This is a genomic window from Lactiplantibacillus sp. ME-2, from assembly GCF_022549155.1.
GTDB lineage: Bacteria > Bacillota > Bacilli > Lactobacillales > Lactobacillaceae > Lactiplantibacillus > Lactiplantibacillus plantarum.
This window is the reverse complement of sequence record NZ_JAKZEQ010000002.1, coordinates 34,419-59,625: the sequence shown is the minus strand read 5'-3', so window position 1 is coordinate 59,625 and position 25,207 is coordinate 34,419. Positions and strand designations below refer to the sequence as shown.

Here is a 25,207-nt window from a genome sequence, read left to right as displayed (position 1 = left end):
CCGGTATTTAAAAACCGTCGCGTTTGCGGCGGTTTTTTTGTATGTTCTGTTAATTTCAGACCTGACGCTCAGCACTCACAGCCGCCATGACCGGTTGATAAATCGACAATAATTGTTTGAATGTTGTGATGATCAATTTATTCAACGTATCAGCATCTTCAAATAACGGATCACCGACCAAGACTGCGCGGCCCACGACCAACTCGCTGTGTTTATACTGATCGAATTTCTTGATGGCCTGCGTAATATTGGCCGGTGTTGCAAGTTGCGTGGCCGGCACCCCATGATTATTACTGATAACATAGCCCGCCGGCAAGGCCTTCAAAAGTGGTGTTAAATCTGCGAGTTGCATCTTTGCCTGCACGGCCGGTTTACACTCATCCAAAATATCAAAATAGATAAACAAACGGTCAGGCCATAGCCCCAATTCAAAATGTGGCCAGGCTTTGTAGCTCCGTTTGTTTTGACTAAAAGCGACCCAAGTGTCTACCGGTGGATTCTTAAATCGCCGTAAATGTTTGGCAACGTGCGCGTAGAACGGTGGCTCGCTAGGTGTTTGTAAACTCGCTATAATCGTTGGTGCGACCTGTTCGAACTTAGGATCGATCACCGTTTTGATTAAATGCATGCGGCCCGCTAACGTCTGGTCATTAAAAATTTCAAAATCTTGATTTGTAAACAAGTTTTATCATCCCCAAAACTAATTTAGATTAACCATACCGCATTCACTAACGCAACGCTACCCCCTTTCCCTTCGCTATTATTGGAGGAACATGCTACAATGATAATTACTATCAAGGAAAGGATGTTAGACAATGGCTGAAACAGATAAACAACCAGTTGACCGCATCGAAACGGCCATGCACGGGACGCCAAAGTTGCATCCCGACGAACAACGCAAGTACCTGGGGACCTTTCGGGAACGCGTCGAAGTCGCAGTGACCGTTGCCCAAATTAAACAGGCCAATTACGTCGACTCACTTCATCAAGCATTTACGAGCCATCCGGATGACCAATTATATATTAATGGTAATTTAGACCAGGAACTGATTGGGCCGTATATCAAGGCGGCTAGTCAAGCCAATATCAAATTCACTATCAAAACGGATGACATCTACCATACTGCTGATGATGATTACGCGCTTGTCTTCACTGCTGCAAGCGCCATTAACCAAGATATTATTGATGTTGCGCAGCGTTATCCCTCGCAGGCTTCATCAGCAACACCCCAGGCCGAGAAAACACCTGGGTTGCTAGATAAATTCAAAAAGTTACTTTAATACAACAAAGGTCCCCATCCACGCACGGATGAGGACCTTTTTACGTTTGACTGCGTTAATTACGCGCTAGAGTGCCATAAAGACTCATGATAACTAAGGCCGCAACAATGATCCCCATGAGGCTGACTGAAACCCATGCTGTTGTGACGATACTCAGTAGTAACAATATCCCACCACCAACTAGCGTATAGCCCAACCAATAACGAACACGCCGCCAAATCATTGGCCGAATCGTGTGACCACCTCGGTGCATCTGCGCGTATTGATTTGCACTGATTGTTGGCAAATAATTCCCGATGGCCATGAAAATAAAGGCAATCAAACTAACGGCAATACGCCAAATATCCAATTGATGGCCTAAGTTATAACTGATAGTTGTCGCATAGATCACACTTGATAGTACAGGCACGATCCAAATGATCATCTGTTCAAACCGTGGCGCCGGTGCCTTATGATTGGCATTCAACCGTGTCACCCCAACGCAAATCAGCTGAAACGCCATCATCATAATTGGAAAGCCAACGACCACTAATAATTTTGCGGCCATTCCATTAGGTTGATTATCCAAATTAAAATGAATAGCCATTTTGGCGGGCAAGGCCGCATAATTCACGACGCCGTAGCTCATTGGTAACAGAATAACAATATAGCTCAGCCACAACTGCAAGTTCCTTTTTGTCATCACTTTTCATCCCCCTGCTTTGGACTAAAACGATATAGCCACGTCAACATTTCCTCAAATACGCTCGCATTTAGCTCATAGTACACATAATTTTTTTCCTTGGTCACGTTAACTAAACCAGCTTGCTTCAAAAGCTTGAGATGATAAGACACCGTTGCATTACTTAACTTGAAATGAGCCGCAATCTCACCAGCCGATTGCCGATTCTGGCGTAAATCTTCCAAAATCTGGCGTCTGACAGGATCTGCAATTGCTTTAAAGGTCGTATTCAACGCCATACGGGCTACCTCCAATCACCTATTTAGATATATATCTAAATAGAGTATAACAGACAACCAGGAATTCAACAAGAGATATTTAGATAAAATTCGAAATAGGTGTTTTCAATCACGACACCGTGTATTGACTATAATCCTTTATATAAAATAAAAGGCTAACACTGGACAACTCGATTGTTGCACTGTTAGCCTCTGTTAAATTTAATCAATACTGAACAAATAAGCAACAGCACCATATGCTGGTAAAACAACACTGTTAGTCTCTTCTGCAATGTTTTGATCATTACTAATGATCTTCTCACATGGTCTATTCTGCAGTTCTGTTGGCAAAACAATTTTTTTTGGTTTTTCGGTAAAATTCCCGGCGACTAATAGTATCTGCTTCTGATCTCGTCTTAAGTATGAAAATACTTGTTCATTGTCGGGATCAAGCAACTCAAAGTCGCCCGTTGTCACAATCGATAAAGAATGACGCAACTTGATCAGTTGCTGATAATAATAGAAAATTGAGTCTTTATCCTTTAACGCTTGTTCCACATTAATTCTAGTATAGTTAGGATTGACGCTAAGCCATGGCGTTCCCGTTGTAAAACCGGCATTATGTTTGCTGGTCCACTGCATCGGGGTCCGCGCATTATCCCGTGACTTCAAATAAATGGCCTTCATTGTGTACTCTTTGCTGAGATGTTTATGATTAATAAAGTCTTGATAGATATTATGTGTTTCAATATCTTGATAGTCATCAATTGAGGTGAACTTGGCATTTGTCATTCCTAGTTCTTCACCTTGATAAATAAACGGTGTTCCTTGTTGAAAATGTAACACAGTCGCCAACAGCTTCGCAGATTTAACTCGGTACTCAGTATCATCGACACCAAACCGAGTTACCGGACGTGCTTGATCATGATTGCTCCAATACAAGCTATTCCAGCCATGATGTTCAGCCATGCCTAATTGCCACTTATTAAACACTTGTTTTAGTGCGGATAATTTGAAGCGTCTCGTAGAAAACTTACCATTTTCATCATAATCTAAATGCATATGGTCAAAGTGGAAAACCATGTTTAATTCTTTACGTCGTTCATCCGTATATTTTTCAGCCTCAGCAACACTAGTATGGGGTGTCTCGCCAACAGTCATAATGTCATAATGACTTAATACTTGCTGATTCATCTCACGTAAATAATCATGGATTTTAGGCCCATTGGCTGCACCATAATAATAACTGCCATACGCTTTATTTTGAATGACCGGACCATCCGGATAAGTTGGTTTTTTCGACAACAGACTGATGACATCCATCCGAAAACCATCAACGCCTTTGTTCAACCAAAAACGCATAATTTCATATACATCCTGACGTACTTTAGGGTTTTCCCAATTTAAATCAGGCTGTTGCTTTGCAAACAAATGTAAATAGTATTGACCGAGTTGATCAACATATTCCCAAGCTGAGCCGCCAAATGAGGAACCCCAGTTGTTAGGCAACTGTTCTTTACTCCCATCTTTCCAAATGTAATAATCATGATATTGATTGCTTGTACTTTGCTTAGCCGCCTTGAACCACGGATGTTCACTTGATGTGTGATTGACGACTAAATCCAAAATTAATCGCATATGTCGCTGATGTACTGCATCTAGTAATGCAGTGAAGTCCGCTAACGTTCCGAACTGATGGTCAATTTCTCGGTAATTGCTAATATCATAACCATTATCAACTTGTGGAGATTGATAGATAGGATTCAGCCAAATAACGTCCACACCAAGTTGCTTCAAATAATCTAACTTTTCAATGATACCTCTTATATCGCCAATTCCATCGCCATTACTGTCATTAAAGCTTTTCGGATAGATTTGATAAACAACACTCTTCCGCCACCACTCTGTTTTATTCATCATCATCATCCATTTCTATACTCATTTGATTAACTGAAACAATTGATTCTTGAGCCTGGGTGATTAAATCGCAAACCCGCTGATCTGTTAACTCGTGATCAGTCGGTTCTAGTGCAATGGCCAACGCTAACGGAAGATTCATGCCACTAATAATTTGTGTGTGGGGGCGCATTCGATAATTAAAAAATTGCTGATTTACACTGCCCGCCAGCATATCTGTCAAAATAACGATCTCCACTTCTGCAGGAATACTAGCCATTAATGATTTAACTTGTTGTTCTACTGGCTGGTTATCCATGTATGCCGTTAAAGCAACAATATCAGCTGCATTATTAGAAATAAAATTAACGGTGTCAGCCAGCCCACTAGCAAATTGATGATGTGATGCTAAAATAATTTTACGTTTCATAATTCACAACTCTCCCCTATGCCTTAAAGATGCCTAAAAATGTTCCTACCAGTGATATTGCAATAACTAGTAAGATTATTTTTGTTGGTGTCCATTTCTTATTGCCTAACAAATGATAAATTAATAAAGTCAGTAATGCCGGCAACAATGCAGGCATGATTTTATCAAAAATTCCGGTTTGAAGATTAAGCGTTACTTTACCTACCGCAAATTTAACAGGCATTGAAATTTTAACCACCGTTGCAACCAGAGCGCCAACAACACTTAGTCCGACAATTGAGGCAGATTCTGTAAAAATATTTAGTCGTTCACCCAATGACGTAATAAGCTTCGTACCACTGGTAAAGCCAATATCAAACATTTTAAGTTTCACAAACCAAAAAACAATGTTTGCAATCAACCAAACGATTGCACCTAATGGGTTTCCTTGTAAGGCCATATACCCTGAAATCGATCCCATAATTGTCGGCCACAATACCCAGACAAGCGTATCACCAACACCAGCCATCGGTCCCATTAAACTTGTCTTCAATGATTGAACTGCTGTCTTAGCCTTAATACCATCACGCTCTTCCATGGCTAATGAAGCGCCCAAAATCAGCGAAGACATTACAGTTGTCGAATTATAATAATTAAAATGATTTTCTAATGCTTCTTGATACTCATCGTCATCATCATAAATTTTTCGTAAGGCTGGTGCCAGTGCCCAAGCCACCGCAGGTCCCATTTGGGATTCATAATTAAAGATATTGCAAGCCATAAAATTATAGCGTACCGCGGCCCGCCGACGATCTTTTTTCGTAATCTTAGTTGTTGGTTGCTTATTCATCATAATCGTCCCCTTCATCTTCAACCACACCGGCATTTGTTGCTACTTGACTGACCTTTTTGGACTCGCTTAAGAAGTACCAATAAGCTGCAGCAAATCCAATTAAGGCAACACCCAAGACATCAATCTTCAAATATGCCGCTAGCACAAAGCCAACAATAATGTAACTGAGGAACTTTTTGACTGGCATATACCGTAATAGCATGCCAACTCCGACTACAGGTAACATACCGCCAGCAACAGTTAGTCCGTTTGTAACCCAACTAGGCACAACGTTCAAAATAAATTTGACAACATCGGCGCCCCAGAAAACAATTAGAATTGCAGGTAAGGCAGTTTGCAAACTGAACAAGGCCGGACCCCACCAGGCTTCACGACGCATTTTCTGAAAATCATGCTTTTGAACATCACCTAACATCTTATGCGCTAAGAAATTGACGATGATCCGTGCAATGACTTCTAACTGGATTGCTAATAATCCAACTGGTAACCCAACAGCAATCGCTGACTTAATCCCAGATCCAGTTCGTACAGCAATAAAAATACCGACAATTGTTGCCAATCCGTAATTAGGCGCAGACGCACCACCTAAAGCGGCGACACCTAACATCATTAATTGAAATGTCCCAGCAATAGTTAACGCAGTGGGTAAATCTCCCATAATCAAACCAGTAATCGTTCCGACAATTACCGGGAACCAAGACATAATCACAAGACCGTTCTGATCAATCGTCATATACCCTGCTAACAAAACAATAAGAATATCTTGTAATATTTGAATACCTGACATTATTAGTTCCTCCTCGTCTACGCTTTAAAAGGTTCTTCTGGATCAGTTGGCACGTACTGGATTACCAAAGGGACATTTTTCTGTTCCAATATTTGCAAATCACGACGTTCCTCATCATCTAAGGCAACAAACTTCGTAACTGGTTTGCGACCGCTTTCATTAAATAGAATACCAAGATCAACTTTAGGAATTTCGACGCCACCTTCAATAAGCTTAATCAATGTAGCGGGTTCTTTTACTAAAACAAATACCCGTTGATTATCATACTTACCAGCGTTGAAGTTAGTAATAGCTTTTTCCGTATTGATAATAGACATCCCAGTTCCGGCTGGCTTAGACATCCGCATACTTGCTTTAATGGCCTCGTTAGTACTTAATTCATCATCAACCACCATAAACCGTTTAACTTGTAATGCTTGTGCCCATTGATTAACAATTAATCCATGAATCAAACGTTGGTCTACCCGTGCTAAAATTACTGACATAATTAATTCCTCCATTTTTGGTATCGATACCAAATTATTTATTTTAAAAAGAGCATTAGGCTGATGCTCTCTTAATAACCTTTAGCTCAAATACTGTTTCAGTAGACGTTTCTGTGCCACTGATCTGTTTTAACATGACTTCGGCAGCTGCTTGTCCCATTCTTTTAACCGGTTGTTGTACAGTTGATAACGGGATTTTTAGATTCGCAGACATTGGCTGGTCGTCCACGCCCAATACTCCAATGGCACTAGGAACATTAATTTTGCATCGTTCTGCCTCTTGAACAACACCCATGGCAACTTCATCACTCCCCGCAATCAACACATCGGGTCGTACATTCAGTGTCAATATTTGTTGTAATATTTTACGACCATCTTCAAAAGTATGAGCGCCAGTGAATAACCACTGCCGATTGAAACGTAATTGATGCTCATTTAATGAATCTTGAAAACCTGCAAACCGGTCCGAATCAAAATCCTCTCCACGTTCTGTAATCACGATATTCTTACGGCCAGTAGCATAGGCAATTTTACGATACCCTTGATCATATAAAAAACTGGTTGCCATATAAAAACCCTTATATTGATTCGAACGAATAACGGGGACATCTTTTTCTTTTAGATACTCATTAACTAGGACAATCTTTCCATATTTTTGATATGCTCCAATAACTGCCCATGAGTTTTCAATTGAGCAAAGAATCACACCATCAACTTGTTGATTTTTCAATAAATTTAATGCTGTCACCTCTTCTTCTGGTCGACCAAAAGTCTGAACAATCAGCGTACTATAACCTTGCTCATCTAAAACCCGTTCAATAGCATCTACCAAATATGCAAAGAACGGATTCACGATTCGTGGAATTGTAACCGCAATTGTATTCGTTTTAGACCCGCGCAGTTGCCGAGCGGCCGGCCGTGGAACGTAACCCAATTCGGTCATTGCTGCTTTAACAAGATTTCTCTTTTTACTTGATACGTGTGGACTGTTATTGATAACCCGTGAAACTGTTGAGACTGACAAACCCGCTAACTTTGCGACGTCTGAAATCGTTGCCATTTACGCACTCCTTAATAGAACTACTTTCTTCATTCATCATAATACAAGCTTATATTTTGATTGTCAATATTTTTTGGTATCGTTTTCATGTTTTTCTGTTGTATTTATTTAAACGTAAATTTTATCTAAGAATGTCCAAATGCGTTTTCCAGGGATAAAAAATGAGCTTAACAAGATTACCTTGTCAAGCTCATTTTTTCGGTATAATTCCGTATGATTACAGCTTAAATCAATCGCAACTTAATCTTCATTTTTAAACAATGCATCCAACAACTGCCCCGCCACTGGTTGGGCAGTACCAAACATTGGGAACAAGTGCGGATACAAGTACGGCGCCGCATGAATACCCAAGTATACCGCCATTTCAGGATGCTCTGGCACTAATTCGGCATAGAGATTGGGAATCATCACGTCGACCCCAGCGACCGCTAAGTGTAAGTCTGCTACCAGCTTTTCCACCGCCTGCACATAGGATTGATGCATATCAGCCGTCGCGTCTAACACGTCCGCCCCGTTACCAAAAGTCGCATCCTCTCGTAATAAGATTTGAGTTCCCCGGCTGACCACAGAATCTAAGGTCAAGTGATATGAGTCCAGGCGATACCGTTCGATCGTTCCTAACTGTAGCGCTGATTGAGGCCACTTAAAAGCGGTCCCGCGCAACGCTCGACCATTTTTGCGGTCAAGTAACGTCTTGACTGTTGAGCGACCATCACCAACAATATTGGCTGGAATTCGTTCGACGATTGCTTGCACACGACCATCGATAACCAAAAAGCGATAACTTGATGCGACTACCACTTCCTCGGCCATTACCGCGGACGTTTGCTCAAATAGTTGCCGGACGACTTGTTCAAACAGTCCGCGTTCGGGCATAATCCGAAAGACAATTACTTTGTGCGACTCATCCGCCGCTTTTAATACGATCCCACCAGCTTGAACGTACCGATCATAATCAGCAATCAACTGATTAGCTGTATGATATGTCTGTGAAGCCGGCACCGGAACCCCGTGCTCAGCCAGAATTTGTTTGGCCGCTGCTTTATGTGTCAGTACGGTCGTTAGCGCCTGTGGATTTAAATCCGTTCCACTCCCATTCACAACTAATTGCGACCGTCCTAACTTAGTCAATCGTAAAATGTTAGCGTGTGGGTCAACAACGTCCACCTGCACTCCCCGCGTCAAGGCCTGCTGGGCTAGTTGCTGGCTCGATAGATCTAGCGCGGTAAAGCCCGCAAGTTCAAACGGACGTTCATTGCTCGATTCCTGATAGCGTGCAGCCCGTTCGAGTGCCCATGCTAACGGATCGGCTTGCATGGCAATCTGCGCACTCAACGTCGTCTTTGGATCAGTGACCCGCGTCTTCAACTGTTTGAGTAACACGGCATCTTCATTTGGTAGGCCATAGGTTTTAACAAAATCAGCAAGTGCATCTAAAACTTGAACAGCCGGTACAGCCTGAGCACTAGCCGTCGTTGGATTTTCACCCAAAACTTGACGGGTCAATTGGTCAGCTTGAGCGTTGACTTGGGATACCATCTTAGCTGGAAGTGCCGGCATCATTACGAAATAACTCGCCAACAAACGAACAAATGCCACCGCGTTCGCGTCCACCCCGACTGGACTAGTTGGATCGAGATCCAAGCCCCGGTATTCAAGATAATAGACCCCCTGCCGGGCCATCGTAGCTAGCTGCCCATTACTCCGAAACCGAACTGGCCCGTCAAAATCATTGACCGACAACAGCTGCTGTTGACGAACAGCCGCCGTCAACTTGGCCACGTAGCGATCAATTGACGTATAGTCTCCCGTCACTTGACTGTAGCGACCATCGGGATGTTGAACACTACTGCGCTGTGGACGACTCGTAGTATCCGTAACGGCTAGGCGTGGTGAAGCGCCAAATAAATACTGAATCAGCCAGTTCATGCGCACCAATCCCTGAGCGACTTTCAGATAAATTGCATTGCGAAAGTCAACATAACTGTGATACTGATGATGGAAAGTCTCAGTATATAAACGGGTGAATAAAGCTTCATTCAAGCTCATATTCACGTGACTACCAGTCGTCATTAATCGCTGTAACTCATACTTACGAGCTAAGACGCGACGACGCTGATAGCTGACTTGATCAACATCAGCCAGTGGCACGTTCGTTAGATCATCCGGCAACACAGGCGTACTCGACAGTGGCCAAAGTCGTTCGTCCGCATCGAGTGACCGCCGTGCTGCGGTATTCAAGCCCTTCAGATACGCCATCAATGCAGGAATGTCACGACGCACCGGCGTAGTAAACTTTAAAGCACTTGCGGAAAAGCCCGGACGTAACTGATGATTTTGTTGCGCTGATCCAAACGCTTGCGGGTGTGCTGTCGTCGCTAAGTGACCATGGTCGTCCACCCGGTGCATGGTGACCTCTAGTCCTAAATTAGCCTGATGAACGAGTGGGACTAAGTGATACTGTACAATTGCCTTACCAACGGCATCTAATTCCATAATGATCAATCCTTTATAATTATTTTGTTCGTTAAACTGATTATTCGGTGTCCTTCATTGTAAATGCTATAATAGTTGGGACTAGTTTTGCAAGGAGGGATTTCAAACGATGCAACAACCATTAGCCTACCGGATGCGACCAAAAACGCTGAAAGACGTTGTCGGCCAGCAACAATTGGTCGGCCCAGGCAAGATCATCGCCCGGATAGTCAAAGCCAAACGACTATCATCAATGATTCTATACGGCCCACCAGGTACTGGCAAGACTAGTATCGCGAGTGCCATTGCCGGTTCCACCAAGTATGCTTTTCGCATGCTGAATGCAGCTACCGACAGTAAAAAACAACTTCAAATCGTAGCCGAAGAAGCCAAAATGAGCGGGACGGTCATTCTTCTGCTGGATGAAATCCACCGGTTGGATAAAACTAAACAAGACTTTTTATTGCCTCACTTAGAAAGTGGCCGCATCATTTTGATTGGTGCTACGACCGAAAATCCATATATTAGCATTAATCCAGCCATCCGTAGTCGAACGCAGATCTTTCAAGTTTTCCCGCTCACTGACGATGATATTCAGCACGCGGTGGAACGAGCCCTCGCTGACGAAAAAAACGGTCTTGGCAGTTACCACGTTGATTTAGCACCCGCGGCCATGCACCACCTGTGCACCGCTACCAACGGTGATTTGCGCAGTGCCCTCAATGGGTTAGAATTGGCCGTATTATCATCGTCTCCGGCCGATGACGGCACCATCGCCATTTCACAACAAACGATTGAAGAATGCTTGCAAAAGAAAGCCTTATCCGCAGATAAAGATGGTGACGCCCACTACGACGTGATCTCGGCCTTTCAAAAGTCCATACGCGGTTCCGACGTAAACGCTGCATTACACTACTTAGCCCGGCTAGTTGAGGCGGGGGATTTAAAGAGTATTATGCGTCGGCTGATGGTGATTGCCTATGAGGATATTGGATTAGCTAATCCAGCCGCGTGTGCCCACACCGTCGCAGCTGTTCAAGCTGCCGATCAATTGGGATTTCCTGAAGCACGGATTCCGCTAGCTGACGCTGTGATTGAATTAGCCTTATCGCCAAAGTCAAATTCAGGGATCAGTGCCATTGATGCCGCGCTCACAACGGTCCGTGACGGCCATTTCGGTGATATCCCGGCCGACATCAAGGATGCGCATTATCAAGGCGCTGCCAAACTCGGTCATGGTGTTGGATACGATTTTCCACACGATCACCCGGGTGATTGGGTCGCTCAACAGTATTTACCAGATGCCATCAAATCAGCCAAGTATTACGAGCCCAAAACAAATGGCCGCTACGAAACAGCCCTTGCGCAACAATACGAAAAATTATTAAAGGCTAACGAGAGAAATCGCTAACAATACCTTGGTTGTGCTAATAATTGCAACTTTTATTTTTATATGCTAGACTAAGAGTCGAAATTACTAAGGTGTGCGCATTGCTCTAAACAAAGTGTTGCCGAACAATTAATACTACTTTGGGATGTCCGTTAGCTAATTCCATAACATGCCTTATCCTTTGGTAGTTAGCGAATTAGTCAGAACGTCCCACCTGCCTTAAAGCGGGTCAATACTGAAGGGCGATTAACGGCACCACTAGTTTTTCCGGAAGTTTACTTCCGTTGGTCAGGACTTGTTCCTGGCCTTTTTTTGTGGCGTGAAAGCGACCCAAGTTCACAACGTCATTTTACTAACACCGTCCAAAACTCATGGGGAGAATGGTTAATTGGGAAGCCGGTTATACATGAATAATCTCGGCTACTGAAATACAGTCCATCACGCTGGTTTGGGTATTTCTGCAACAATCCGGCACTCCTGAACAATTACTCATCCTCATAAAACCAGCATGACGTGTGTCGCAATCATTTGACGCTAAATTGTGTTGTGTGAACTACTAGTACTAATCGCTTATCTTTAGCTAGCATTGCATTTGTCTTCTCTTCCGGAATCAACTAAAATAAGATTAACATCACCTGTTGGAGGTTCATTTTGATTACATTACTGCTTGTCATATACACGCTCATTGCGGGTTGGCTCAGTTATTATCTGCTGACGCACCAGTCCCGACCATTTCTCTTTTTTGACCCGAACAAAGCGCCGACAATCAAACACGTCGCACGCTATGGTGGCGGCTTAATGTTACTAGTTACCATCGCCTGTTTCGTGACCATCTTTGTTCAAGCGACAATGCTAATTGCCATTGTACTGGCTAGCGGTTCACTGATTATGATGGCAATTGCACTAATTTTAGTGAGTTTCATGCAAATCTCATAGAAAACGCTTTTTATTTTTTGCGAAAACCTTTACAATATAGTTATAAAGTAATGAGGGGTGAGAATGATGTTACAACAATACCAACACATTTTAGTTCCTGTTGATGGTTCTTATGAAGCGGAATTAGCATTTAAAAAGGCGGTTGCCGTCGCGAAACGGAACGGACCTAACGCCTCAGTTCACATGGTCCACGTGGTTGATACCCGTGCTTTCCAAAACATTTCTAGTTTTGATACGACCATGGTTGAACAAGTGACCGATACTGCTCAAAAAACGTTGGACAAGTACGTTGCAGAAGCTAAGGCGGACGGCTTAGATAACGTGGATTATTCGATTGAATATGGCGCACCTAAGACGATTATTGCGCGCGACGTTCCTAAGGATATGGGCATCGATTTAATTATGATTGGCGCAACTGGTCTCAACGCGGTTGAACGCTTATTGATCGGGTCAGTCACCGAATATGTCACTCGGATGGCTGTTTGTGACGTTCTCGTTGTCCGGACTGACTTGGAAAATAAGCCAGCTCCTAAACCAAAGAAAAAGTAATCTTTTGATACACGTACAATAAAAATCGGCTCAGTGAAGTTACTTACCTCACTGGCCGATTTTTTACTATTTGCCAAAATCATACCACTTACTGCTCTAAAATTGCCCGGTAAAGCGCCTGACCAAGATCATTCATCGCGACCGTTTGCGCGGTACGTTCCCCACTAGCAGTCATCATCGTCATGATAAAAGTTCCCTGACGATTCTGAACGATGGCCGCATCATTTTGAACACCGTATGCTTGATAGTCCCCAGTTTTGTTATAGATCGTCGCGCGTGTTGGCAGATTTTTGACCAACTTACTGTGATCCGTGTTCGCCTTCAAAATCGTTAACATCGCGTGATCGGCTTTGTTCGAGATCAAACGCAGGTTCGCCAGTCGTTTCAGCACCGTTGCCACATCCCGAACCGAAGTATCGTTATCATGCCCGGCCTTTAGTGCGGCAGTATCCATTAACCGCCGAGCCATTTTTGTATCAGTCAGACCCAACTGTGCAATTTCCGTGTTGACCGCCGAGAAGCCGCCAACACGATCCAACATGATATTAGCAGCCGTATTATCACTCTCCGTAATCATGCGTTTCGTGATTTCAGCATACGTCAACTGGCTTCCAGCTGGTAACGTGTGCAACGTCCCGGTTCCACCAACTTTATCGGCAGCACGCAGGGTATAACGATCCTGCATGCGCCAATTATTTTGATGGACCTGATCAAAGGCAGTGACCATAATAAATAACGTGATCAAACTGCCAGCACGTTGCGCTCGATTATTCAAAACCACGGTCTGGCTACCCGTTAATGGCATCACCGCTACCGAAGTTTGACCAGCCAACCCATTCGTTGCTTGCGCAACCAGATCAGTAACTGTCGTAGTCGGAAATGTCTGTGTTGCCTTCATCGGTGCGTCAGAATCGCTGGCAGCCGGCTTATGCACCTGGCTTTTACCTGCCGACTCGGCAGTTGCCGATGTCGTAGACGACCACAATAGTTGTCCCACGATATAGCCGCCACCCAGCAATAGTAACCCCGCAATTAATACCCCAAGGAGTGTTTGTGGCCTAAAGCGACTCGAAAAAGTTGTCCGCCGTGATTGTTGACGCCGCCGCTGGACTCGGCTTTGCTGATTGACATCACCATTCACTGGCGTTAGACGATGACCACATTTTAGGCAAGTCACGGCATGCGGTGAATTTTGGTAACCACAGTTTTGACAACTCATCTTCACATTCCCCCCGGTATTAAAAATAGGACAGTCAGCGGTGTGCCGTGCCTAATGGGAACCGCAATATCTCCCATTAAGCGCGGCCGTTCACCGCTAACTGTCCTATCACGTTATCTAAGCGTCGTTAGCCACTTGCAAGGGTGCAATATGGTACTCGGCCATTTCTTTCGTGATTTTTTCGGTCAAACTACTGTTATGTGTCACCAGACTTAACGCATACGCCACGTAATAGTGATCATGCGCTGACTGGACATTATTTAAAACAACTTCATTGGCCGCCTTTTGTGCATACAAACGGTCTAATAAATAAAGTGACTGACTCTCCTGAGCCTTCTTGAGTGCCAAGTCGATCAACTCCAAAGCTTCCTCTGGAAAATTGATCTTAGCATACAATTGTGCGGCTGAGGCGTAAATCAAAATTTCATTTTGTAAGTAATCGTCGTCACCCATCGGCATTGCTTGCGCATCCATTGTGTGTAAGGTAGCAACTGCCTGTTTGACAAAAATTTCAGCCTTGTCATAGGCCTGCTTACGTTCATAAGCTAAGCCGGTTCCAAGTGTGGCCAGGATGGCAAACATATCGTGACTAGACTTGACGAACTGATTAAGCAACATCCCAAAGTTAAAGATGGCTTCATCAGCATTGTCATTGAGCACTAATTGAAGATAGCCCTCATAGTAATAATACTGTTTCTTATCCGTATTACTACGTAACTGCTTCGGACGGATATGCTGGAACACATCCTGAGCCTCTTCCAGTTGTGTATGTCGAATCAAAGTATCAATTTTTTTGAAGGTCCGATATAACTGGTCGTCATTTTCAATAATGACTTCCGATAAACGAATTCCTAATCGATTACAAATTTTCATCATAATCTTCATACTTGGAATTTTACTTTTTTTCTCGATTAGACTAATCGTTGCCTGAGTACAAATCCCATCAGCCAGTTCCTTCTGCGACATGCCCTTCCGCTTTCTGAACTGCCGCACTTTTTCTCCTAATATTCTCATGCTTAACCCCTCTTCATTGATTGCCTTAAACCAAACTCATTTTGTAACTCCCCTTGCTGCCCCCACTAAATGAACAAGGGTATCGTGACACCTAATCAATCCTCGTTAATCCGTTCGAATAATTGAGCACTAACCAATTGGACAATACCAATTACGCATATAATTATATTCACATAACGGAATTTTAGCAAGAAATACGCGTAATTCTTATTTAATATTAAGTTTATACCATGATATCGGCCGAAGGTCATTTATTAATTATCCAGGCTTACAGTTCGTTAACCACCCTAATCAAGGACTTGTTCATTAAAAGTGAGAACTACTGAAAGCGATTTAAAGGGGAGCGAATTAACCTTATTAACAGCAAACATCAATTGTCATGACACCCTCAATTAATCGGTTGACGTGGCTTAATAATTAAGATTAGTTCTCATACTTCTTTCAGTAGTTTATAACCAACTAACTAACCAATTTATCAATTGATAAAAATAATAATGCTTAGATTGACCCTGTAATCTTCGTAGTTGGCCCGGTCGATTTGTGATCAGCCCGTCAGCCCCCATGGCCGTCAGTCGCTGCATTGCAAGCGGCCGATCAACAGTCCAGAAGTAGACGATCCGATGTTGGCGGTGGGCCGCACTGATCTGCTCACGGGTCGCGGTCAGTGCTTGTAAAGAATAAAATCCCGCGACGGAATTAGAAAAATCCGTCAGATAAAACGGTGTTATGAAGCCAACCGGTAGTTGCGCCGCCCGTTGATGTAATCGTTCAATCACACGATAGTCCAAAGAGTGTACCGCCCCTTTTTGTTGTATCAGTCGTTGTGCATAGTTGTCGGCAAAAATCCCCATTAGTTGATCAGCCGTCCCAACTGACTTGATTTCGACTAATAAAGGTTGCTGTAATTTGTGTGCCACCGCAAAGTACTGCTTAAACGTACTCAAGTAGCCTTTTTGACCATGCTCCCGTAGTGGTAATCCACTCAACTTATCAACGGGGTACTCATGAACGGGACCGGGTTGACCCGCTAAAGCTTTCAGCGTTGGATCATGCATGACGACCCAGTGGCGATCCGCTGTCGGCTGGATATCCATTTCGACCATATCAGGCTGAACTTGCTTTACAGTCCTTTTAAGCGCCGCTGTGGTATTTTGGACACCGTCACGACCATTAACACCCCGATGTGCAATAATTGCTAGCGGCGCCGTTGGTGGCGTTCCTAGCCACCAGCCTGCGTAACCACCCAAGACTAGCAAACCGGTCAACGTAAGTAGCCCAGTTTGCCAGTTAGAGTGACCGGCGATTGCTGTTTCTGGCCAAAGGCACGACCACCATCCCATAAACATTAACCAAGCCAGCAGTTGCAACCCAGTCATCATGAAAACTGCAATAAATTGACTGACCAGCTGGCTAACAGCGCCACTAGCCCACACTATGCCACCACTAATGATTGCCATAACGAGCCAGCTAATCAGGAACAGCCACACATTTCGACTTTTTTTAAAGACTGTCCACCAGGAAATCCGCCAACCCGTTCGCCAATAATTACGCCAGCTGGTCGGAGCGGTCAATTGGCGTTGGAGTGCTGGTAACCACTTCCAGCTAATCAGCCAGCCCAACAGCCAAAGTGGTCCCGCCACAGGAAGCCAGTCATAACGCGTATTAAAGATTATATTTTGAACAGTCGCTGGCAATTGTATGCTCGCTTGTAAAGTTGCTAAATAGCCTAACCAACCGAGTGGTAACCACCACACCGCCGTAAACATTAACAGCACCCAGCGATACAAAAATTGACCGGCCTGCCACGACTCATGATTACTACGAGCGACCATGGCTGGTAACCAGGCACTCAAAAGCAACAAGCCTAGCAAGCTGACTACCCCACCGACCAGAATCCCGAGCACCTTAGCGAGTACCGCCAGCAATATGCCGGCCAACCACCAGCAGGCTAGCGGTCCAGCCAGTTGGCGCGCTCCCTGCATCACTAAGTGCCATCCGCGACTTAACAACCTGACCCCTCCTCACAAAAAAAGGCGGCCGTGATGAATCGCTTCATCCCAACCACCACAAAACTCATTACTATCTTATTCCGCGTCTAACGCAACGAAATCATAGTGAATATCAGATTGACGTTTGAATTCATCAAAACCAAGTTGGATCAATTGATCGATCAACGCCGTATAACTAATGCCCGAAACTTCCCATAGCTTTGGATATAAACTAATGTTAGTAAAACCAGGTAACGTATTGATTTCACCCAAGTATGGTTCACCATCTTCAGACACTAAGAAATCGACGCGTGCCATTCCTTTTAGACCAAGCGCTTTAAACGCGTCTAGCGACATCTGTTGAATCCGTTTCGTCAAATCAGCTGGTAATTCGACTGGTAATTCGAACGTTACACCACTCGCATCCACGAACTTATTATTATAGTCGTAGAACGTGTCCGTCTTCGGCACATCAATGGCACCAAGCTTAGATGCCTTAGGATTTTCATTGCCTAAGATCGAGCATTCCACTTCACGCGGATTGTCAATCGATTCTTCAACTAAAATCTTGTAGTCATATTTGAACGCATCGGCCAAACCATCCAAGTATTCTTGTTCATTCTCAGCTTTATGAATCCCAATCGACGATCCTTGATTGGCTGGCTTAATGAATAAATGATCACCCACGTGGGCTTGTAAATAAGCGTACGTCATTTGGTCCCGGTTTTCCGGTGTAACCACCACGTACTTGGTGTTTTGAATATGATGATGCGTTAAAATCTGCTTCGTAATATCCTTATCAAAACTAGCTGCCGACGCTAAGACACCACTACCAACATACGGCTTTTTCAATAACTTGAACAGCCCTTGTAAAGTACCATCTTCCCCTAAGTTACCATGAACCACTGGATAGAAGATATCAATATCTTTGGCCAGTGTCAGGTTCTTGATGGGAGCTAATGGATCACTCATGTCCAACTTTGGCATTTCTTCGGCGACGACTTGATCTTCTGGTTCACCATCAAATACGCGCCGAGTTGCAGCATCACTCAAGACAATCCCGTTCTTCGTGATTAAAAACAAGTCAATCTCGTACTTATTCTTGTCCATGGCATCATAAATGTTGTGCGCTGAACGCTTCGAAACATCATGTTCTGAAGAGTTACCACCAAACAACATACCAACATGGATCTTTTTTTGTGTCTCCATAATTTTGTTCATCCTATCAAGGTTTATTTCATACTACGGCTTAGTTAATTCTACAATATCTGAGCACAATTGAAAACATTTTTACAATAAAACGTTGTTTTTTACGCGTCAAATGGCGCAGTCAAGACAATCTTACCCAACATTTGCCCCGTCTCTACGATTGTGTGCGCAGTTCGCAAATTTGCTGCATTAATTCCAGCTAAAGTCCGCTTGGTCGTCGGTACAATCACCCCGGCATCGGCCAGTTGCGCTACCTGTGCCAGAATACTCCCCTGCGTCGCCATCGATGGCAACTGATAGTTAGCCTTCGTAAACATAAACTCCCAAGCAAAATTCAAACTTTTCGGCTTTAGTAACGCCATTGGCAAGGGGTGCTGATTTGTCACTACGGCGACGATCGTGCCAAGTGGCCGGACTAGCGGTGTCACTAATGGCAAGTATTGATCCGTAGAGTGTAATAGTATCGCATGATCGACAGCCTGCAAACCGGCCGCAGCTAATTGCGATCCCAGATCTTGATGGTAATCTAAGACGATATCAGCACCTAACCGCTTAACCCATTCAGTGGTTTCTGGCTTACCAGTCGTCGTAATAACTTGAAGACCCGCCCACTTTGCCAACTGGATGGCCATCGAGCCAACCCCACCAGCACCATTGATGATAAGGACGCTCTGACCAAGATTCGCGTCAGCCGCTGCAGTGAATGGTAATTTTTCAAACAATGCTTCCCAAGCTGTCAGTGTCGTTAGCGGCAGACCAGCTGACTGCGCCGGCGACCACGTTTTCGGGGCACACGCAACTAACCGTTCATCAACCAATTGATACTGAGCATCACTCCCCGGCCGATCGACGGCGCCAGCATAATAAACGACATCATCTGTCATAATCGTTGTCACTGCTTCACCGACCGCCAACACTTTAGCAACGGCATCAAAACCTAGTATTCGCGGCGTTGTCACTGGCGATTGACCTTGCCGCTGCTTCGTATCGATTGGATTGACTGCGGTTGCTAAGACGGCTACTAAGATATCACGGCCACGAGGTTGATTTACATTAATGGTGACATCTTGTAAACTATTCGGATCGCTCACTGGCAACCCTTGCGTTAATCCAACTGCTTTTGCCTGCATTCAAAAGACTTCCTTCCAAAACTAACCTAAAAATTCTAATTCATCATCCAAATAATCTACGACGGCCGTTGGCAGATCATCGTGTAATGCAAGTGCTTCCAATAATCGATTACGATTGAAAATCTGCGTCCATTCAGCTTCACTAGCCGGACGAGTATGCATCATCAACTGCTGATGCCAGTCCTTCATCGCAGTTAACAAATAATCACAATAAAGCTCATGTTTGTTTGTAATCAAGGTCAAATAAGTCGATAGTCGTTCTGGCTCGCCAAAAATCAACGGCGTTGTTAACTTTTGATAACGAGCAATCAATGCGGCCAACAGTAATAATTTATCCGCACGTGCGAGTTGAGACTCATCTGCCAGTTCATCTAAGATATTACCAATATGCGTGTACGCATGCGCCCAACCGGTGGTGCCCACAAACCCCCGAGTATCCTTTTCGAGTAAAATGTAGACTGTCATTTGCTCAACAACTAGATCCAGCCGCGCGGGTGTCATAAACTTGAGACCCGCATGGTCCGCATACAAGAGCACTGACAGTAATAGTATCGCAAATGACCGCTGATAAATGGCATCATTTTGCGGCTCATCGATGTGTGCAAATAACATCTGATCTTGAATCAACTGATCAAAAATATCGCCCAACTGTTCCGGTGTGAGTACCTGCTGCTGTAATGCCTCGTTTAACAAATAGTAGACGCCTTGATCACGAACCAGCGGATTCAGCGAACCAACGTGTGCCATCAATAATTTGATTTGATCGTCGCTCATCGCGGTCAACGTGCCTTTCTTCAACTGCTCATGAAGTGTTGCAATCAGTGGAAGCACCTCTTCGTCGCTCGGAATCGTTACCGTGGTTGTCACGGTACTCGGTAACTGCTTAATCAGCGTTGCCATTCGACTGGGCAGTGACTGATAGATTTGTCCCGCTCGAAGTTGTTGTCTTAACTTTAACACTGCATCCTTAACCTGCATCAATTTCTCTGCTTGCATAATGACCTCGTAATCTCGAATTTACCTTCTATTTTAGCATGTCAGCGCCTGTCTGCCCAAAAGAACCATTCAATCATAAAACGTGACCTAATTATAGACGTCACGAAGCCAACCTGAGCCAATACCCAAGTCCACACCGCACACCCTGATTAGGCCACGTTTAATGACAAGATGTTTCAATCCATGCTTAGAAAAAGCTTATGCTTGCGGTAAAACGTCCACTTGCGACTTGATAAACTTCGCTGACGCTGCTAACGACGCTCGTTCATCAGTGGTCAGATCTAGTTGAATTAATGATTCAATCCCGTTTTTACCAATCACAGCAGGCATGCCAACGTATGTCCCATATTGCGGATCAAAAGCTGAAACTGGGCAAGCCAGTTGTGCATCCGCGCTGACAGCTTCTGCCAATCGGACACCACAAGTAGCAATCGCAAAGTTTGTATAATGCTTACCCGCCATGACTGCAAATGCCCCTTGCCTTGCATCTTCTTCAAGTTGATCAAGGTTCAGACCTGGGAAATTTTTGATAGGCTGCCCATTGACGCTAACCGTTGACCAAGCTACAAATTGTGAGTTGCCGTGTTCGCCATATACGTACCCCGCAACATTTTTACCATTCGTACCAGCTGCTTGTCCGACATACTTTTGCATCCGCGCCGTATCTAAGAAGGTCCCCGTACCAAAAACCCGTTGCCGTGGAAAACCTGTCATTCGTTGTAAATAATCCGTCATGACGTCACACGGATTCATAATATCGATCAAAATACCTTTGAAGCCAGATGCCACAATCTTGGGCGCGATCTCCCGTACAATCGCTTGGTTTAAATCATACTCACCAAAGCGACCCTTGGAACTATTCATATCAATGGCACCAATATTGCCAGAAGCCACGATCAACACTTCGGCATCGGCCAAAGCTGAATAATCGTTTAAAATAATCTTAGTGGTTGAGCTTAGACGAGGTGACGCGTCGTCTAAATCGAGTTTTTGCGCCTTGGCCAAGGCCTCATTCTTATCGATTAAAACTAATTCATCAACGGTTCCTTGTTGAACCAACGTATAAGCCACTGTCGCACCGACTTGGCCTAACCCGATCACACCATATTTACGCATGCTGCAAACCCCAATCTGTAGTTTATTTAACTTGGTTAGCGTACCTTGCAACCGCTATAAAGTCAAGCAGGACGCTGTCTCATAAGAATTTAATCAACAGTACTACTTAGATAATATCAAACGTGCATTTTCATTAACCCGCTTCGGAAAGTTACCGTAGTCAAACTCCGTGAAAAAAGCTAGCCTCAGGGAATCCCTGAAGCTAGCTCAATCAATCAATATTCTGATTTAAGATGGTCCGTTTAGTCGGCCGAAACTGGCAGGATGGCACCCTTGTACTTATTTTCAATCCATTTCTGGGTGCTCTTAGAACGTAAAGCTTTCATTAGTTTCTTAATAGCTGGCTTGTTCTTATCACCCTTACGAACAGCCACAATGTTGGCATATGGTGAATCTGATTTTTCAAGTGCAATCGCATCCTTCTTAGGATTCAACCCAGCTTGAACCGCGTAGTTCGCGTTAATAACGACCGCATCACCATCATTGGTTTTGTAGAACGATGTCATTAACTTAGCATCAGACGAATGATTGAACTTCAAATGACGTTTGTTAGTCTTAATGTCATTAAAAGTTGCTGAAGTTAAATCTGTCCCTTTTTTCAAAGTAATTAAACCCGCATCCTTAAATAACGTCAGGACCCGACCATAGTCAGCCACGTTGCTACTGACCAGAACGGTTGCGCCGTCTTTCAAGTCTTTTAGACTCTTAACTTTCTTGGAATAAACACCGATTGGTTCCAAGTGAACTTTCCCCGCCGATACGAGACTCCCATGATTCTCCTTGTTCCAGTTATCCAAGAATGGGATGTGTTGGAAGTAGTTGGCATCTAATTCTTTCGAAGCCAATGCCTTATTAGGTAAGATGTAATCTTGAAAGACTTTGATCTTCAAGTTAACGCCTTCCTTTTTCAATTCCGGTTGCACGTGCTTCAAGATTTGTGCATGTGGCACTGAAGAAGCCCCTACAGTAATGGTCGTTGTCTTTGTTGACGCTGACTTCCCACAACCGACTAACAAAATTGCCGTTGCCGCAACTGCTAATAATCCTAGAATCCCTTTTTTTTGCATAATTCCGTTTCCTCCTATACGAACTTTAATTAACCCGCTTATCAATATGCCGAACTGCAATATCCCCAATAACTTGGAAGATAAACACGATAATCACAATGATTACCGTCGCTACAAATGTGATGGCGTTGTTATTGGACTGAAACCCGTCTTGGTAGGCCAAATTACCCAGACCACCAGCACCAATGGCTCCTGCCATCGCGGTGTAGCCAATTAATGAAATCGTCGTGACCGTGATTCCAGAAACTAATGCCGGCATGCTTTCTGGCAATAGGACTTTTCGAATAATCTGCCACCGGGTCGCCCCCATTGATTCAGCGGCCTCAATCACTCCATGATCCAATTCATGGAAGGCCAATTCAACCATCCGCGCATAGAATGGCGCAGCAGAAATAATCAGTGATGGTAAGGCCGCGCGCGGTCCGATAATCGTTCCAACTAACTTAGACGTTACCGGCAATAATAGCACGATCAAAATAATGAAAGGAATCGACCGGAAAACGTTGACAAACAGCGCAACGATCCAATTCAAGGCCTTAGCCAGCGGATTCTGACTCCCAGCCGTCTCATAAAGTAACAGACCTAAGGCGATTCCGAGAATGGCAACTACGACCATCGACACAATCGTCAACCAAATTGTTTCCCACGTGGCCGACATCATGCTACCCCAATCGACATTTGCAAATTTAAAATATGAATCTAATCCTTGATCATTCACGGTTCAAGACCTCCGTTTCCACCCGCATCGTTTGTAGGTACGCTAGAGCGCCCTTAATCTGTTCCTGATCACCCGTTAGTTGTAAGTACAGCGAACCAATCGCCCCTTCTTGGGTTTGGTGAATCCCACCCTCAATAATATTTAAATCTAACGGATACTTCTTCAACATCTCTGAAACAATCGGTAGCTGGGCTTGATCGCCATGGAACGTCAGTTGTACGATAGTTCCCTTTGGATATTTCGCCAGCAGCTGGTCCACGACCACCGTTGTGTCATTCAGCGACGGCGTGACCTCTTCATTAACAAACCGCTTAGTCACAGCCTGCTGTGGTCGCTTGAAGACTTCAAGTACTGGTCCTTGTTCGACGATTTTACCAGCTTCCATCACCGCGACATGATCAGCAATCTTGCGAATCACGTGCATCTCATGCGTAATCAATACGATCGTCAAATGGAGCTTCTGGTTGATCGATAACAACAGATCCAACACTTCATCAGTTGTCTGCGGGTCTAGGGCACTAGTGGCTTCATCAGAAAGTAAAATCTGAGGATCATTCGCAAGTGCCCGGGCAATCCCGACCCGTTGCTTCTGACCACCTGATAATTCTGACGGATAAGCCGTTTCCCGACCGGCCAACCCAACCAAGTCTGCTAAGTGTTCGGCTTTCTTACGGGCATCCACCTTGGACAGACCAGCAATTTCAAGTGGAAACATAATATTCTCCAAAACGGTCCGCGACCATAATAGATTAAAATGTTGAAAAATCATGCCGATCTTTTGACGTTGGGCACGTAACTTGGCCCCGCTCAACGTTGTAATATTGACATCATCAATCACAACTGACCCACTAGTGGGTGTCTCTAAGCCATTCAGCATCCGTACCAGAGTACTTTTACCAGCACCCGAATAGCCAACAATGCCATAAATGTGACCATCTTCGATTTTTAAATTAACATCTTGAACGGCGTGAACCGCCCCTTGCTTAGCATCAAAGGTTTTCGTCACATCTTTAAATTCAATCAAGTCAATTCCTCCTTACGCATCAAAAAAAGCTCCTCATCCCAGACAATTACGACAATAATCATCAATAGGACGAGAAGCTTAGCCTCGTGGTACCACCCATCTTCACAACTAGCTCACGCCAGTTGTCTCAAGAGTTACTTTGAACTCCGCATGATAATGGGTGCGACCCAAGCTTAGCTTGCGACTGCTCACTAAACTTCATTACTTCAAGACCATCTTCAGCTTCACGATTAATCCCCTTTCACCAATCAGGGACTCTCTAAGTAATCATAACCGCGTACTCATCTTTTCAAAATGATAACTTTTTTAATCAATTGTTAATGTAACGAGTATACCGAGCCTGTTTCTAATTGTCAAGGCCTGGCAATTAGTCCACGTCGATTAACCAAGCAACGCCGTCTTCAACGCTATTTAACGCATCGAAGTTCTCACTCAACGCCGGGTTGACCGCAACCACGGTCCCATTGATTGGACAGTTGAATTCAGAAACGGCTTTGGTCGCTTCAACGCTCAGAAAAGCGCTGTTCTGACTGACCTTGTCACCGATAGCTGGTAACTCAGCATATTTCACTTCACCAAGAGCCTCATGGGCGGCCTTAGTTAAACCTAACCGCGTATGTCCATCAACGTCTTTTGTCCAAAAATAAGCTGCATCTTCACTCATACT

General features: G+C 44.2%; 25 protein-coding genes and 1 other RNA gene. 5 read left to right on the top strand and 21 right to left on the bottom strand.

All coding sequences use genetic code 11. From position 1 onward, the window contains the following. Positions 1 to 55: 55 nt before the first annotated feature. Positions 56 to 682, bottom strand: coding sequence for a DUF1054 domain-containing protein (locus MMY95_RS01020; RefSeq protein WP_003641474.1), 627 nt, complete (start codon positions 680 to 682; stop codon positions 56 to 58). 133 nt (positions 683 to 815) lie between these two features. Between MMY95_RS01020 and MMY95_RS01015 the strand changes: the two genes are divergently transcribed. Then, on the top strand, positions 816 to 1,280 hold the full coding sequence (locus MMY95_RS01015) for a YueI family protein (RefSeq protein ID WP_021356883.1): 465 nt from the start codon (positions 816 to 818) through the stop codon (positions 1,278 to 1,280). A gap of 55 nt (positions 1,281 to 1,335) precedes the next feature. Here MMY95_RS01015 and MMY95_RS01010 read toward each other — a convergent pair whose 3' ends face one another. The 9 genes from MMY95_RS01010 to gshAB form a co-directional block, all read right to left on the bottom strand. Then, entirely contained in the window at positions 1,336 to 1,962 is a 627-nt protein-coding gene (locus MMY95_RS01010) for a DUF1648 domain-containing protein (RefSeq protein ID WP_013355713.1), read from the bottom strand. Continuing rightward, complete coding sequence (locus MMY95_RS01005; RefSeq protein ID WP_011101717.1) at positions 1,962 to 2,240, bottom strand: autorepressor SdpR family transcription factor; 279 nt, start codon at positions 2,238 to 2,240, stop codon at positions 1,962 to 1,964. The genes MMY95_RS01010 and MMY95_RS01005 overlap by 1 nt, the downstream gene beginning before the upstream one ends. Positions 2,241 to 2,441: 201 nt before the next feature. Continuing rightward, the gene (locus MMY95_RS01000; RefSeq protein ID WP_027821948.1) at positions 2,442 to 4,136 is read right to left on the bottom strand and encodes an alpha-glucosidase; all 1,695 of its coding nucleotides are present in this window, start codon (positions 4,134 to 4,136) and stop codon (positions 2,442 to 2,444) included. Then, positions 4,129 to 4,545: a PTS N-acetylglucosamine transporter subunit IIBC gene (locus tag MMY95_RS00995; RefSeq protein ID WP_003641469.1), complete on the bottom strand. Its 417-nt coding sequence runs from the start codon at positions 4,543 to 4,545 to the stop codon at positions 4,129 to 4,131. The genes MMY95_RS01000 and MMY95_RS00995 overlap by 8 nt, the downstream gene beginning before the upstream one ends. Before the next feature lie 16 nt (positions 4,546 to 4,561). Then, positions 4,562 to 5,377: a PTS system mannose/fructose/sorbose family transporter subunit IID gene (locus MMY95_RS00990; RefSeq protein WP_003644647.1), complete on the bottom strand. Its 816-nt coding sequence runs from the start codon at positions 5,375 to 5,377 to the stop codon at positions 4,562 to 4,564. Further along, a complete protein-coding gene (locus tag MMY95_RS00985; RefSeq protein WP_003641467.1) occupies positions 5,367 to 6,164 on the bottom strand; it encodes a PTS sugar transporter subunit IIC in 798 nt (265 codons plus the stop codon). Before MMY95_RS00985 ends, MMY95_RS00990 begins: the two co-directional genes overlap by 11 nt. Positions 6,165 to 6,181: 17 nt before the next feature. Continuing rightward, complete coding sequence (locus tag MMY95_RS00980) at positions 6,182 to 6,649, bottom strand: PTS sugar transporter subunit IIB (RefSeq protein ID WP_003644648.1); 468 nt, start codon at positions 6,647 to 6,649, stop codon at positions 6,182 to 6,184. 55 nt (positions 6,650 to 6,704) lie between these two features. Continuing rightward, positions 6,705 to 7,709 (bottom strand): LacI family DNA-binding transcriptional regulator, encoded by a 1,005-nt coding sequence (locus MMY95_RS00975; protein WP_003641465.1) that lies wholly within the window; start codon positions 7,707 to 7,709, stop codon positions 6,705 to 6,707. 240 nt (positions 7,710 to 7,949) lie between these two features. Further along, on the bottom strand, positions 7,950 to 10,205 hold the full coding sequence (gshAB, locus tag MMY95_RS00970) for a bifunctional glutamate--cysteine ligase GshA/glutathione synthetase GshB (protein WP_241277457.1): 2,256 nt from the start codon (positions 10,203 to 10,205) through the stop codon (positions 7,950 to 7,952). Positions 10,206 to 10,314: 109 nt separating this feature from the next. On the opposite strand from gshAB, the gene MMY95_RS00965 reads away from it, so the two are divergent. The 4 genes from MMY95_RS00965 to MMY95_RS00950 all read left to right on the top strand — a co-directional run bounded on the left by MMY95_RS00965 (position 10,315) and on the right by MMY95_RS00950 (position 13,059). After that, positions 10,315 to 11,595 carry a replication-associated recombination protein A gene (locus MMY95_RS00965; protein ID WP_104795824.1) on the top strand — a complete coding sequence of 427 codons (1,281 nt, stop codon included), beginning with the start codon at positions 10,315 to 10,317 and terminating at the stop codon, positions 11,593 to 11,595. Between the two features lie 60 nt (positions 11,596 to 11,655). After that, a non-coding RNA gene (ssrS, locus tag MMY95_RS00960) (6S RNA) lies at positions 11,656 to 11,843 on the top strand. A gap of 382 nt (positions 11,844 to 12,225) precedes the next feature. Further along, positions 12,226 to 12,510, top strand: a complete 285-nt coding sequence (locus tag MMY95_RS00955; RefSeq protein WP_003641462.1) for a hypothetical protein — start codon at positions 12,226 to 12,228, stop codon at positions 12,508 to 12,510. Between the two features lie 66 nt (positions 12,511 to 12,576). Further along, the gene (locus tag MMY95_RS00950) at positions 12,577 to 13,059 is read left to right on the top strand and encodes a universal stress protein (protein WP_003644650.1); all 483 of its coding nucleotides are present in this window, start codon (positions 12,577 to 12,579) and stop codon (positions 13,057 to 13,059) included. A gap of 88 nt (positions 13,060 to 13,147) precedes the next feature. Here MMY95_RS00950 and MMY95_RS00945 read toward each other — a convergent pair whose 3' ends face one another. The 11 genes from MMY95_RS00945 to MMY95_RS00895 all read right to left on the bottom strand — a co-directional run bounded on the left by MMY95_RS00945 (position 13,148) and on the right by MMY95_RS00895 (position 25,204). Continuing rightward, the gene (locus MMY95_RS00945; RefSeq protein ID WP_003645410.1) at positions 13,148 to 14,278 is read right to left on the bottom strand and encodes a serine hydrolase; all 1,131 of its coding nucleotides are present in this window, start codon (positions 14,276 to 14,278) and stop codon (positions 13,148 to 13,150) included. Between the two features lie 117 nt (positions 14,279 to 14,395). Then, positions 14,396 to 15,292, bottom strand: a complete 897-nt coding sequence (locus MMY95_RS00940) for a helix-turn-helix transcriptional regulator (protein ID WP_003641460.1) — start codon at positions 15,290 to 15,292, stop codon at positions 14,396 to 14,398. A gap of 449 nt (positions 15,293 to 15,741) precedes the next feature. Then, on the bottom strand, positions 15,742 to 17,301 hold the full coding sequence (locus MMY95_RS00935; protein WP_003641459.1) for a glycerophosphodiester phosphodiesterase: 1,560 nt from the start codon (positions 17,299 to 17,301) through the stop codon (positions 15,742 to 15,744). A gap of 75 nt (positions 17,302 to 17,376) precedes the next feature. Further along, positions 17,377 to 18,489, bottom strand: coding sequence for a D-alanine--D-alanine ligase family protein (locus MMY95_RS00930; protein ID WP_003644652.1), 1,113 nt, complete (start codon positions 18,487 to 18,489; stop codon positions 17,377 to 17,379). 101 nt (positions 18,490 to 18,590) lie between these two features. Next, positions 18,591 to 19,619, bottom strand: coding sequence for a zinc-binding alcohol dehydrogenase family protein (locus tag MMY95_RS00925; RefSeq protein ID WP_003641457.1), 1,029 nt, complete (start codon positions 19,617 to 19,619; stop codon positions 18,591 to 18,593). A gap of 21 nt (positions 19,620 to 19,640) precedes the next feature. Next, entirely contained in the window at positions 19,641 to 20,615 is a 975-nt protein-coding gene (locus tag MMY95_RS00920; RefSeq protein WP_003645413.1) for a DUF2785 domain-containing protein, read from the bottom strand. A gap of 198 nt (positions 20,616 to 20,813) precedes the next feature. Beyond that, the gene (locus MMY95_RS00915) at positions 20,814 to 21,731 is read right to left on the bottom strand and encodes an L-lactate dehydrogenase (RefSeq protein ID WP_003641455.1); all 918 of its coding nucleotides are present in this window, start codon (positions 21,729 to 21,731) and stop codon (positions 20,814 to 20,816) included. Between the two features lie 242 nt (positions 21,732 to 21,973). After that, the gene (locus tag MMY95_RS00910; protein WP_053267761.1) at positions 21,974 to 22,798 is read right to left on the bottom strand and encodes a MetQ/NlpA family ABC transporter substrate-binding protein; all 825 of its coding nucleotides are present in this window, start codon (positions 22,796 to 22,798) and stop codon (positions 21,974 to 21,976) included. Between the two features lie 25 nt (positions 22,799 to 22,823). Next, positions 22,824 to 23,516, bottom strand: coding sequence for a methionine ABC transporter permease (locus MMY95_RS00905; protein WP_053267760.1), 693 nt, complete (start codon positions 23,514 to 23,516; stop codon positions 22,824 to 22,826). Further along, complete coding sequence (locus tag MMY95_RS00900) at positions 23,509 to 24,540, bottom strand: methionine ABC transporter ATP-binding protein (RefSeq protein WP_003641452.1); 1,032 nt, start codon at positions 24,538 to 24,540, stop codon at positions 23,509 to 23,511. Before MMY95_RS00900 ends, MMY95_RS00905 begins: the two co-directional genes overlap by 8 nt. Positions 24,541 to 24,907: 367 nt before the next feature. Then, positions 24,908 to 25,204 carry a glycine cleavage system protein H gene (locus MMY95_RS00895; protein ID WP_003644655.1) on the bottom strand — a complete coding sequence of 99 codons (297 nt, stop codon included), beginning with the start codon at positions 25,202 to 25,204 and terminating at the stop codon, positions 24,908 to 24,910. Between the last annotated feature and the right edge of the window lie 3 nt (positions 25,205 to 25,207).

Excerpts from the sequence above, each read along its gene's own strand:
- MMY95_RS01015 (WP_021356883.1), top strand. The coding sequence starts at position 816 with ATGGCTGAAACAGATAAACAACCAGTTGACCGCATCGAAACGGCCATG.
- MMY95_RS01010 (WP_013355713.1), bottom strand. The coding sequence starts at position 1,962 with ATGACAAAAAGGAACTTGCAGTTGTGGCTGAGCTATATTGTTATTCTG.
- MMY95_RS01005 (WP_011101717.1), bottom strand. The coding sequence starts at position 2,240 with ATGGCGTTGAATACGACCTTTAAAGCAATTGCAGATCCTGTCAGACGC.
- MMY95_RS01000 (WP_027821948.1), bottom strand. The coding sequence starts at position 4,136 with ATGAATAAAACAGAGTGGTGGCGGAAGAGTGTTGTTTATCAAATCTAT.
- MMY95_RS00995 (WP_003641469.1), bottom strand. The coding sequence starts at position 4,545 with ATGAAACGTAAAATTATTTTAGCATCACATCATCAATTTGCTAGTGGG.
- MMY95_RS00990 (WP_003644647.1), bottom strand. The coding sequence starts at position 5,377 with ATGATGAATAAGCAACCAACAACTAAGATTACGAAAAAAGATCGTCGG.
- MMY95_RS00985 (WP_003641467.1), bottom strand. The coding sequence starts at position 6,164 with ATGTCAGGTATTCAAATATTACAAGATATTCTTATTGTTTTGTTAGCA.
- MMY95_RS00980 (WP_003644648.1), bottom strand. The coding sequence starts at position 6,649 with ATGTCAGTAATTTTAGCACGGGTAGACCAACGTTTGATTCATGGATTA.
- MMY95_RS00975 (WP_003641465.1), bottom strand. The coding sequence starts at position 7,709 with ATGGCAACGATTTCAGACGTCGCAAAGTTAGCGGGTTTGTCAGTCTCA.
- gshAB (WP_241277457.1), bottom strand. The coding sequence starts at position 10,205 with ATGGAATTAGATGCCGTTGGTAAGGCAATTGTACAGTATCACTTAGTC.
- MMY95_RS00965 (WP_104795824.1), top strand. The coding sequence starts at position 10,315 with ATGCAACAACCATTAGCCTACCGGATGCGACCAAAAACGCTGAAAGAC.
- MMY95_RS00950 (WP_003644650.1), top strand. The coding sequence starts at position 12,577 with ATGTTACAACAATACCAACACATTTTAGTTCCTGTTGATGGTTCTTAT.
- MMY95_RS00945 (WP_003645410.1), bottom strand. The coding sequence starts at position 14,278 with ATGAGTTGTCAAAACTGTGGTTACCAAAATTCACCGCATGCCGTGACT.
- MMY95_RS00940 (WP_003641460.1), bottom strand. The coding sequence starts at position 15,292 with ATGAGAATATTAGGAGAAAAAGTGCGGCAGTTCAGAAAGCGGAAGGGC.
- MMY95_RS00930 (WP_003644652.1), bottom strand. The coding sequence starts at position 18,489 with ATGGAGACACAAAAAAAGATCCATGTTGGTATGTTGTTTGGTGGTAAC.
- MMY95_RS00925 (WP_003641457.1), bottom strand. The coding sequence starts at position 19,619 with ATGCAGGCAAAAGCAGTTGGATTAACGCAAGGGTTGCCAGTGAGCGAT.
- MMY95_RS00920 (WP_003645413.1), bottom strand. The coding sequence starts at position 20,615 with ATGCAAGCAGAGAAATTGATGCAGGTTAAGGATGCAGTGTTAAAGTTA.
- MMY95_RS00915 (WP_003641455.1), bottom strand. The coding sequence starts at position 21,731 with ATGCGTAAATATGGTGTGATCGGGTTAGGCCAAGTCGGTGCGACAGTG.
- MMY95_RS00910 (WP_053267761.1), bottom strand. The coding sequence starts at position 22,798 with ATGCAAAAAAAAGGGATTCTAGGATTATTAGCAGTTGCGGCAACGGCA.
- MMY95_RS00895 (WP_003644655.1), bottom strand. The coding sequence starts at position 25,204 with ATGAGTGAAGATGCAGCTTATTTTTGGACAAAAGACGTTGATGGACAT.